The 8,714-nt window shown below is 69.7% G+C and carries 7 protein-coding genes and 2 pseudogenes; 3 read left to right on the forward strand and 6 right to left on the reverse strand.

Annotation, left to right across the window (positions count from 1 at the left end):
• Positions 1-89: 89 nt before the first annotated feature.
• Together ACI2L3_RS13340 and ACI2L3_RS13345 are read right to left on the reverse strand one after the other, a co-directional pair.
• A complete protein-coding gene (locus tag ACI2L3_RS13340) occupies positions 90-752 on the reverse strand; it encodes a response regulator (RefSeq protein WP_404752457.1) in 663 nt (220 codons plus the stop codon).
• A complete protein-coding gene (locus tag ACI2L3_RS13345) occupies positions 727-1,899 on the reverse strand; it encodes a sensor histidine kinase (protein ID WP_404752458.1) in 1,173 nt (390 codons plus the stop codon). The genes ACI2L3_RS13340 and ACI2L3_RS13345 overlap by 26 nt, the downstream gene beginning before the upstream one ends.
• 175 nt (positions 1,900-2,074) lie before the next feature.
• On the opposite strand from ACI2L3_RS13345, the gene ACI2L3_RS13350 reads away from it, so the two are divergent.
• A complete protein-coding gene (locus ACI2L3_RS13350; RefSeq protein WP_404752459.1) occupies positions 2,075-4,345 on the forward strand; it encodes an MMPL family transporter in 2,271 nt (756 codons plus the stop codon).
• 70 nt (positions 4,346-4,415) lie between these two features.
• Here the strand turns inward: ACI2L3_RS13350 and ACI2L3_RS13355 are convergent.
• A pseudogene (locus ACI2L3_RS13355) lies at positions 4,416-4,970 on the reverse strand (transposase); the annotation flags it as partial.
• Positions 4,971-5,141: 171 nt separating this feature from the next.
• Here ACI2L3_RS13355 and ACI2L3_RS13360 point away from each other — a divergent pair.
• The gene (locus ACI2L3_RS13360) at positions 5,142-5,528 is read left to right on the forward strand and encodes a nuclear transport factor 2 family protein (protein ID WP_404752460.1); all 387 of its coding nucleotides are present in this window, start codon (positions 5,142-5,144) and stop codon (positions 5,526-5,528) included.
• A 153-nt stretch (positions 5,529-5,681) separates the two neighbouring features.
• Here ACI2L3_RS13360 and ACI2L3_RS13365 read toward each other — a convergent pair.
• Positions 5,682-5,869, reverse strand: a pseudogene (locus ACI2L3_RS13365) (IS630 family transposase); the annotation flags it as partial.
• Between the two features lie 169 nt (positions 5,870-6,038).
• Positions 6,039-6,527: a hypothetical protein gene (locus tag ACI2L3_RS13370; protein WP_404752461.1), complete on the reverse strand. Its 489-nt coding sequence runs from the start codon at positions 6,525-6,527 to the stop codon at positions 6,039-6,041.
• A 371-nt stretch (positions 6,528-6,898) separates the two neighbouring features.
• On the opposite strand from ACI2L3_RS13370, the gene ACI2L3_RS13375 reads away from it, so the two are divergent.
• Positions 6,899-7,105, forward strand: coding sequence for a hypothetical protein (locus tag ACI2L3_RS13375; protein ID WP_404752462.1), 207 nt, complete (start codon positions 6,899-6,901; stop codon positions 7,103-7,105).
• Between the two features lie 518 nt (positions 7,106-7,623).
• On the opposite strand, the gene ACI2L3_RS13380 is transcribed toward ACI2L3_RS13375, so the two are convergent.
• Positions 7,624-8,550 carry a hypothetical protein gene (locus ACI2L3_RS13380; protein WP_404752463.1) on the reverse strand — a complete coding sequence of 309 codons (927 nt, stop codon included), beginning with the start codon at positions 8,548-8,550 and terminating at the stop codon, positions 7,624-7,626.
• Between the last annotated feature and the right edge of the window lie 164 nt (positions 8,551-8,714).

The following is an 8,714-nucleotide window of genomic DNA, read 5'->3' on the forward strand; positions in this document are numbered from 1 at the left end:
CGGCGATGCGCCGGCCGAAGACTTGCGCCGCTGAGCACGCCCAACCGATGTCCGGGCGGGGGCTCACGGGACATGGCCCGGCACCCGGCTCAGGTTCCGGGGAGGATACGGCGCGTTTCGTAGGCCCACATCGCGATCTCGACCCGGTTGCGGGCGCAGAGTTTGGCCATCAGGCTCGCCAGATGCGTCTTCACCGTGCTGAGGCTGATGTGCAGCGCGTCGGCGATCTCGGTGTTGGTCAGCCCGTGAGCGACGGCGAGGAGCACCTGCTCCTCCCGGGCGGTGACGGGGGAGACCGGCTGGGCCGCGGGCCGGCCGGCGGGCAGGTCCGCGAATGCCTGGAGCAGACGGACGGTGACGCTGGGCGCAATGAGCGCCTCACCGCCGGACGCCGACCGTACGGCCTGGGCCAGAAGGTCCGGTCCCGTGTCCTTGAGGAGGAATCCGCGGGCGCCGGCACGCAGCGCGCCGTAGACGTACTCGTCGAGGTCGAACGTGGTGATGACGACCACGGCCAGCGGGTCGGCGACGCCCGGTCCTGCGACCAGCCGGGTCGCCTCGAGCCCGTCGAGTACGGGCATGCGGATGTCGAACAGGCAGACATCGGGCCGCAGTTCGCGGGCCAGACGTACCGCCTCCCGCCCGTCGGCGGCCTCGCCGACCACCTCGATGCCGGGCTGGGCGTTCAGCATGATCCGCAACCCGGTGCGGATGATCGTCTGGTCGTCAGCGACGAGGACGCGAATGGACACCGCTCTCGCTCCTCGCTCTCGGCAGTTCGGCGTCGACATGCCAGCCCCGGTCGGTATCCGGGCCGGCTCGTAGTGTGCCGCCCAGCAGCGTCGCGCGCTCGCGCAATCCGGTAAGTCCGTATCCGTCGCGACCCCGGCCGGTGCGCCGGCCGTTGTCGCGCACGCTCACCCGCACCATGTGCCGTTCCGCGGCGACCCGGACGACGACCTCGGTCGCGTCGACCGCATGGCGCAGCGCGTTGGTCACCGACTCCTGCACGATCCGGTAGACGGCCGCGTCCACGGCCGGGGGCAGCGCGTCCAGTTCGCCGTCGAGCCCCAGGTCGACCCTGAGGCGACCACCCGGGGTGCGCACCAGGCGCTCCAGATCCGCGACACCGGCAGGCGGCGCCAGCTCGGCGCCGACCCCACGGTCGCGCAGCGCGGCGACCATGGCGCGCATTTCCTCCAGCGTGCGCGCCCCTTCCTCCTCGACCCCCTCCAGCGCCTCCACGGCGGCGGACGGGTCGGTGCCCGCGAGCACCCGGCCCGCCTGAGCGCTGATCACCATGGCCGACACGTGGTGGGCCACCGTGTCGTGCAGTTCCCGGGCGAGCTGCTCGCGCTCGCGGGAGCGCACCTGCTCCAACTGCCGCTCGCGAGCGGTCACCCAAAACCGCACGGCAGCCCCGACCACGCCGGGCAGCAGCAGGAAGACGAAGCCCACGACCTTTTCGACGACCGGGGACTCGTACGTGACGACACACAGCGCGCCGACCGTGACGATCACCGCGCCGCCCAGCACGATCTCGCGTCCCGAACCCCACCGGGGCAGCGCGTACACCAGCACCAGCACGACCACGCCGGTGTCCAGGCCGACGGGCTCACGCGATGCGGCGACGAACGAGGCCACCGGAAGCAGGAGCACCGAGCCGAACGCCAGCGTCACCATCGCCAGCGGGCGGGTCCGGCGCCACAGGAGCAGCAGGCACAGCCATACGGCCAACACCACCGCCACCGGCCGCCACACGACGTTCTCGCGCAGGGTGGCCTCCAGCGCCACACCGGCAAGGCCCGCGGCGAGCAGCACCCAGTCCCGCCGCACCCGGGCGGGCGCGTCGGGCGGCCGGGGTTCGGTCCACAGGGTTCGCAGGTCGTCTCGGAGCACGGTTCTCAGCCTAGGGACTGCGGCGTGCCGCGCATCGGCCGAAAGGACGGGGCGTCACTCGGCCCCGGGGCCGACGGATCCGCGGCCCGCGGGCCGATGCCGCGGAGCGCCGTGGCGACGAGCCTCGGCATCGGCGGCCGTACGTGGACGGCCGACGAGGTGGTTGGAGGACCCGATGCTCTCGAAAGCCCTGTTGCGCCTGGGCGGGGGCGCCGCCCGCCATCCCTGGCGGGTGATCGCGGCATGGCTGATCGCCGCCACGCTCGCCGTCCTCGCCGCCGTCGCCTTCGGCGGGCGGACCGCGGACTCGATGACCGCTCCGGGACTGGACTCCCGACGGGCCGCGGAACTGATCGAGCGGGCAGGCACCGGCCAGGAGGGGATGACCGCCCAAGTGGTCGTCATCCCCCTCGACGACGGTGCGACGTTCTTCGGCGACGACGGCGCGCGCACCGCTCTCACGCGGCTGCGGGCCGAGGTGAACCGGCTGCCGCACGTGCTCGGCACGAACGACCCGGCGGGGGCGCTCGACACGGGCCGGGACACCGCTGTGCGCGGCGGCCTCGTCTCGGCCGACGGGCGGATCGCGGTCGTCCGGGTGCAGTACCCCGACCAGAGTCGGCTGTCGGCCGAAGACCTCGACGCCCTCGTCGATCTCGGCGACCGGCTGCGCGCCGAGCTGCCGCTGCGCATCGAGATGGGCGGGGACCTCTTCTACGCCTTCTCCGGCTCCGACGGCGGCGCGAGCGAGCTGATCGGCCTCCTCGCCGCGGCCGCGATCCTGTTCCTGGCCTTCGGTTCGCTCGTCGCCGCCGCGCTGCCGATCGGCATGGCGGTCTTCGGGCTGACCGTCGGGGTCGCCACGATGACGGTACTGGCGGGGGTGACAGAGGTCCCCACTTTCGCACCGGTCCTGGGCAGCATGGTCGGGCTCGGAGTGGGCATCGACTACGCGCTGTTCGTGCTCGCCAGGCACCGGGAGTACCTCGCGTGCGGGCTCGATCCGCAGGCGGCGGCCGGACGAGCGGTGGCAACGGCGGGGCGGCCGGTGGTCTTCGCGGGCGGCACCGTCGTCGTGTCGATCCTCGGCCTGGCGGTCGCGAACGTGCCGTTCATGACGGTGGGCGGGGTTGCCGTCTCGATCGTCGTCCTGACGATGGTGCTCGCGTCGGTGACGCTGCTGCCGGCCTTCCTCGGCGCGGCGGGCCCGCGCCTGGCCCGGCCCGGCCGGATCGGCCGGGCTCTGCGGACCAGGAAGCCGGGCCGATTCGTACGGCGGCGGGACCCGGCGACAGGCGCCGCCCACGCCGCCGGGTGGCGTCGCTGGATCAGGCACGTCAGTCGGCACCCGGTGCCGTACGCGGTCGGCGCCGCGGCGCTGCTGCTGACGGCGACGCTGCCCGTGCTCGGCCTGCGCGTCGGCCTGCCCGACGACGGCTCACTGCCCCACAGCCGTACCGAGCGCCGGGCCTACGACCTCGTCGCCGAGGGATTCGGCCCGGGCACCAACGGTCCCCTCGTCATCGCCGCGGACCCCACCGGTGGTCCGGGAGTGCTGGACCGACTCGTCGGGGCGGTCGCGGCGGATCCGGGCATCGCATCCGTCGCGCCGGCGCACCTCGACCGGGCCACCGGCATCGCGACCCTCGTGGTGTTCCCGACCACCAGCCCTCAGGACAAGGCCACGGCCGACACCATCGCCCGGCTGCGCACCGACGTGCTGCCCACGGCGATCGGACACGGCCAGGCCAGGGCCCACGTCGGCGGCGCCGCCGCGAGCCTGTCCGATGTGGGCCAACGCACCAGCCAACGCCTGCCGGTGATCGTCGCCTCCGTGCTGGCGATGTCGTTCCTGCTGCTGATGCTGGTCTTCCGCTCGATACTCGTACCGCTCAAGGCGGTACTGCTGAATCTGCTGAGCATCGGCGCGGCCTACGGCATCATGGTCGCGGTCTTCCAGTGGGGCTGGGGAGGCGCGCTCATCGGGCTGGAAGCGACGGTTCCGATCGTGTCGTTCATCCCGACGTTCCTCTTCGCCATCCTGTTCGGCCTGTCGATGGACTACGAGGTGTTCCTCCTCTCCCGCGTACGCGAGGAGTACCTGCGCACCGGCGACAACGGCACGGCGATCGTCGAGGGCGTCTCCGGCACCGCCCGGATCATCACCTCGGCCGCCCTCATTATGGTGGCGGTCTTCCTGTCCTTCGCCGTCGCCGAGGACCCCTCCACCAAAATGTTCGGACTCGGCCTGGCCACCGCGATCTTCATCGACGCCACGGTCGTACGCATGGTGCTGGTACCGGCGACCATGACACTCCTCGGCCGGACCAACTGGTGGCTGCCGAAGTGGCTGGACCGGGTACTTCCCCGCGGCCCGGTCGGCCCCGACGACACCGACGCGGAATCCACGGGTGAGTCCCCGTCTCCACGGCTGGTTGACCGTTGACTCAACTCCTGCCCGCCCTTGGCGTCCGGCACCTCAGAGCGTCACCCACGGGCATATCGAGTCGTGATCCTCGGGTGGTCCTGGTGAGGTCCTTGATCCAGATCATCGAGGCGCACAGGTGGAGACCGGCGAGGTAGCTCTCAGGAGTCTTGTCGTACCGGGTGGCGATGCCTCGCCACGCTTTGAGCTTATCGACGTCATGACTGACGGGTCGGTCGGCCACCTCTGACCTGGCCTTCTCCTCCTCGGCCGCGGCTTTTTCCAGGGCGGTGACGACGTCCTCGTCGAGGTGCATCCCGGCCGCGTCGTGGTGGGCTCGGGCGGTAGTGGAGTCGACGCTGACCAGGGACAGGTGCACCTCACCCCGCTTCACGGCTTCCGTGATCAGACCCTCCAGCAGGGCCTCGAAAACGCCGGCGTCACGCCACCGCCGGAAGCGGTTGTGGACGGTCGGCCAGGCGCCGAACTCCGTCGGTATCTCCCGCCACTGCCCGCCCGTCTTGAACCGCCAGATCACGCCCTCGAACTGCTACCGCAGTCGCTCGGGATACGGGCGGTACTCGCCGATCGGCAGGTAAGGCTCGATGAACTCCCAATCCCGATCGGCCAGTTGCACTCGCGCCACGTAAGACCGTCTGTCGGACCGGACCGGACCGGACCGTGCCATGAAGGCGCATCCCGCAAATTGATCACGACTCGATACGCGCCCTAGTGCTGTGCCCGGGATGGTTCACCGTGGCCGGGAGGCGGCTCACGGGAGGAGCGCGGGCCGCGAGGCGACTGGTATTACTGGTGCATGCAGGAAGAGCAGGAAGAGACCGCGCGGTCCGCGATCGACACGTTCATCTCCGCGTTCAACGCCTCGGACGACAGCTATGTGACTGCGCTGCTCTCCCAGGCCCTCACCTCGGACGTGGTCTTCTGGGGACCGTTGGGCCGCAGCGAGGGGATCGAGGCGGTCGAGCGGTTCGTGCTGGACATCCGGCGCCACCCCGCGGGGACCGGCACGATGGTGCGCTGTTCGGCGGTGGACATGCCGAACGAGTGGGCCCGGTACCAGTGGGTCTTCACGACGCCGGATGGAGGCCCCCGCCTGGCGGGAACGGACGTCGTCCATCTGCGGCGGAGTCTCATCGACCAAGTCATCGTCTTCGCGGGGGAGATCGAGCCGTCCGCCTCCTGAGTCATTCCCCTCCGGCACCGTCCTTCTCCTGAACCGGCCTCGTTCGGGGCTCCCGGTCTGCCCGGCCGAGATCATCGTCACAACGCTTCGGTCGTCCGCGCTTGGCTACGAGCGGACCGATGATGCGCTGTGGCTGTGTAAGTTCGCGGTTGGTCAGGCTGCGGTGTTGCAGGGGCGTCCGCCCCAACGGATGCCCTTCTCGCTTCGGATGCGGGCGCGTTCCTTGCGTTCGGCGCCAGGACATCGCGGTGGCGGGCGTTGGCGTTGCGGTTGCGCAGGCGTGGATAGGCGTGCAGGGCATGTGTCTGCACGGGGTGGTTGGGGTGGTTGGGGTTGGCCAGGTGGCCGGCACCTGTTCCCGCCTGACGGGATATACCGCTGCTCGGCTGTTTGCTTGCAGGTCAGATACGTGTGGCGTGGTCTGCATGGCGGTGGATATCAGAGCGCTCCGGGATGGTCGGACATTTCGAACTGCCTTGGTGTTCGGATCTCCGCGCCGGAAGTCAAGGCTCAAGCTGAGAGCCCTGCGAGGTCGCGCAGTTCGCTCAGGGCCGGGTTGTCGCCGAGGGGCGGATGGTGGGTCACCAGGTATTCGGTGCCCCTCGTGATGAATGCGCGCGCAGCCGTGGCGTACTCCTCGAGCGGGCACCGGGGAGGCGCGGACGGTGCGCGGTGTGAGGAGGTGAAGCGGACTTGGTCCGCGTCGATTGCGAGGCGGATCACGTAGGAGTTCTCGGTGAAGTCGATTTCCGCCGAGCCCCTCGACCGCAACTCCCGCAGGGAGTGGGCCAGAGTGAACATGATGTCGAGCAGCGGCGTCGACGACGCGGACAGGAAAGCGTGGGAGCTCACCCGGAAGTCCACCGGGTAGTCGAAGTATCCGTAGCGCAGGTTCGTCGCGCGCTGCGTGGCGAGGTCGATGCGCCCAGCCTGCCAGGCGCTTTCGGCGCCCGCGGGGATGTCCCGGGCGCTGTCTGGTGTGAAGTCGATCGGCAGCACGTCATGTCCTGTTTCCTTGTGCTTGGTTCCGAGTGCTACCGGGAGGGCGCCGGGCGCTGAAGGGCCTCTGGTCGCCTCCGCGTCCGGTGCCGCATCCCGGCCGGGTCCGGCATAGACCGGGTGGGCGGTGCGCAGGGACCCGTCCGGAGGTTGAGGATCACCCAAATGCCCGTCGAGATACCTCTTCCTTTTCGCGTGAGCGGGCCATCTCTCGTAGTCCCCGATCCCAAGATCAGTTTCGGCTGGGGGGCCTGGTCGCCACAGGCTACGAGTGGAGGCGTGGTCCAGTGCGTGGTCACTGTCGGATACGGTGGCATGCTGTACACCTGCACAGTCGCGAAGCTTGAGCTGAACAAGGTGAGTAAGAAGAAGTGCTGACAGGCCCCCACTACGAAGGATCTTCCCTCATCCTGCGCGCACCCTGGTGGCTCAATCTGATTGCGCTGGCAACTGCGATTGCCCCCTGCCTGGTCCTCGGCCTCCCCTGGTACGTCGCCGCCGTCGCGGCGTTGATCACCGGAACCATCGCCGACCGTACCTGGGCGGCGATCAAACGCCGACGCGGCCACAACGGCTAGGTCGTTTCCTTCGGGTCAGAGGCGGGACGGCCGGTGTTGGGGTCACCGGCAGGTGATCGACGCGATCGGTTCAAGTACCGGATCGCACGCCGTGGATGGACCTGCTCAAGCACTTCGGGGCGTGGAAGGGCGCCCACAACCGGCTGCGGATCTGGGCCCCCGTCGGTGCAGGGGAGAAGAACCCCCTCACCGTCAAGGACGAGAACCGCTCCGGTTGCGAGCGCACGAGCTTCAAGCACTGGGTCGAGAGGCGCCCCACGGCAGTCGGCCGGCACTGGGAAAACATGGGACGTGGCTACGCCCGCCGCTCCTCATCGACAGGCGCCTCCTGGAGCTGGCGGCCAGTGAGAGCCTGTACCGCATCCTGTTCCAGGCCTATGCGGCTCTCGGCGACCACGACGCGCTCACCCGAGCCGCGGACGCCCTGGAGGACATCAACATGAGACTGGGCACGGAGACCGAGGACGAGACCATCGCCACCCTGAACGAGCTGATGACTCGGGCCTGGGGAACTGCGCTCAACTCCGCTGATTCGGTGCGAGCTTGGGCCACTTGCTGTTCGTCACTGGGCGTCCCGTGTATGCGTCCAAGAGGATGCGGCTGCCGAGCGGGCGGTCCAGCTGCACATTCATGTCCTTGGCACGCAGCTCGGTGGTGCAGTCACCGTCCTTGGCCTGCACCGTGGATGCGGACAGCACCACACTCTCGTTCGTTTCGTAAGCGTCCACCGCGGGGCGGTTGCAGGAACCATACGTAGCCACGACGGCCACGGTCCTGCCGCCTCCGGCCACCTCGACCAAGCCTCCCAGGGGCGTCAGTACGTCGGTCGGCACCTGGCCGACGGATTTGACGGGCGATATGGGAAGCGGCGACGGGCTGACGGCCGCCAGCCTCAGGGGGGTGTCATAGCCCCCCAGGGTGAAGAGCCAGGCTGGCACCGTGGCCTGGCCCCGGCTGGTGTGGACGGTCATCGTGCCCAGCTTCGCCCCTGTCACCGTCAGGCGGGGTCCGGGGCTGCTGTCGTGGTCGAACGCCTGGTACGTCGCTCGTGCCGTCACGAGCGGCAATGTGAGCGAGCCGCCGTTCTGCCATGTCACCCGCTCGTTCTCGCGCGGAGCGGACGGAAGCTTGGCGCGAAGGTCGAAGGTCCCGGCCTCGTAGGCACGTTTGTCGGCTGCGCTGTGAAGCCCGTTCTCAGGCAGTTGCACCACTGCCGCCATGGGGTGGTAGCCCCTGCGCCAGTCCGCGGCGGCCCCGGAGTGGTCCCAGGCTTCTGCGACTTGGCGCGCGCGGTCCTTCAACTGCGCTGCCTGCTTGGCCCGGTGACTCGTCCCGACGTAACCATCGTCTTCGTCGCTGCCGCACCCGGAGACGGCGGTGACTCCCACAGCAGACAGGGTGAGGACCAGGAGCAGGCGCGCGGGACAGATCGTGTTGGCACCCATGGATGGGTCTCCCAAGGATGACGACCAGTAGTGCCGGCCGGGGAGGGCGGCACTACAGCACACCAGTGACGCCGCGTCCCAGATCGGCGGTCGTCGCAAGATGCGCGCAGGTGAGGTGGGTTTGTGGTTCGGTTGCGGGGGGTTGTGGCGCGTTGGGGGGTTGT

Source organism: Streptomyces sp. NPDC029674 (assembly GCF_044903205.1).
GTDB lineage: Bacteria > Actinomycetota > Actinomycetes > Streptomycetales > Streptomycetaceae > Streptomyces.

What these genes read in the sequence shown, in the direction of transcription:
- ACI2L3_RS13350 (WP_404752459.1), top strand. Translation starts at nt 2,075, where the DNA reads ATGCTCTCGAAAGCCCTGTTGCGCCTGGGCGGGGGCGCCGCCCGCCAT.
- ACI2L3_RS13380 (WP_404752463.1), bottom strand. Translation starts at nt 8,550, where the DNA reads ATGGGTGCCAACACGATCTGTCCCGCGCGCCTGCTCCTGGTCCTCACC.
- ACI2L3_RS13360 (WP_404752460.1), top strand. Translation starts at nt 5,142, where the DNA reads ATGCAGGAAGAGCAGGAAGAGACCGCGCGGTCCGCGATCGACACGTTC.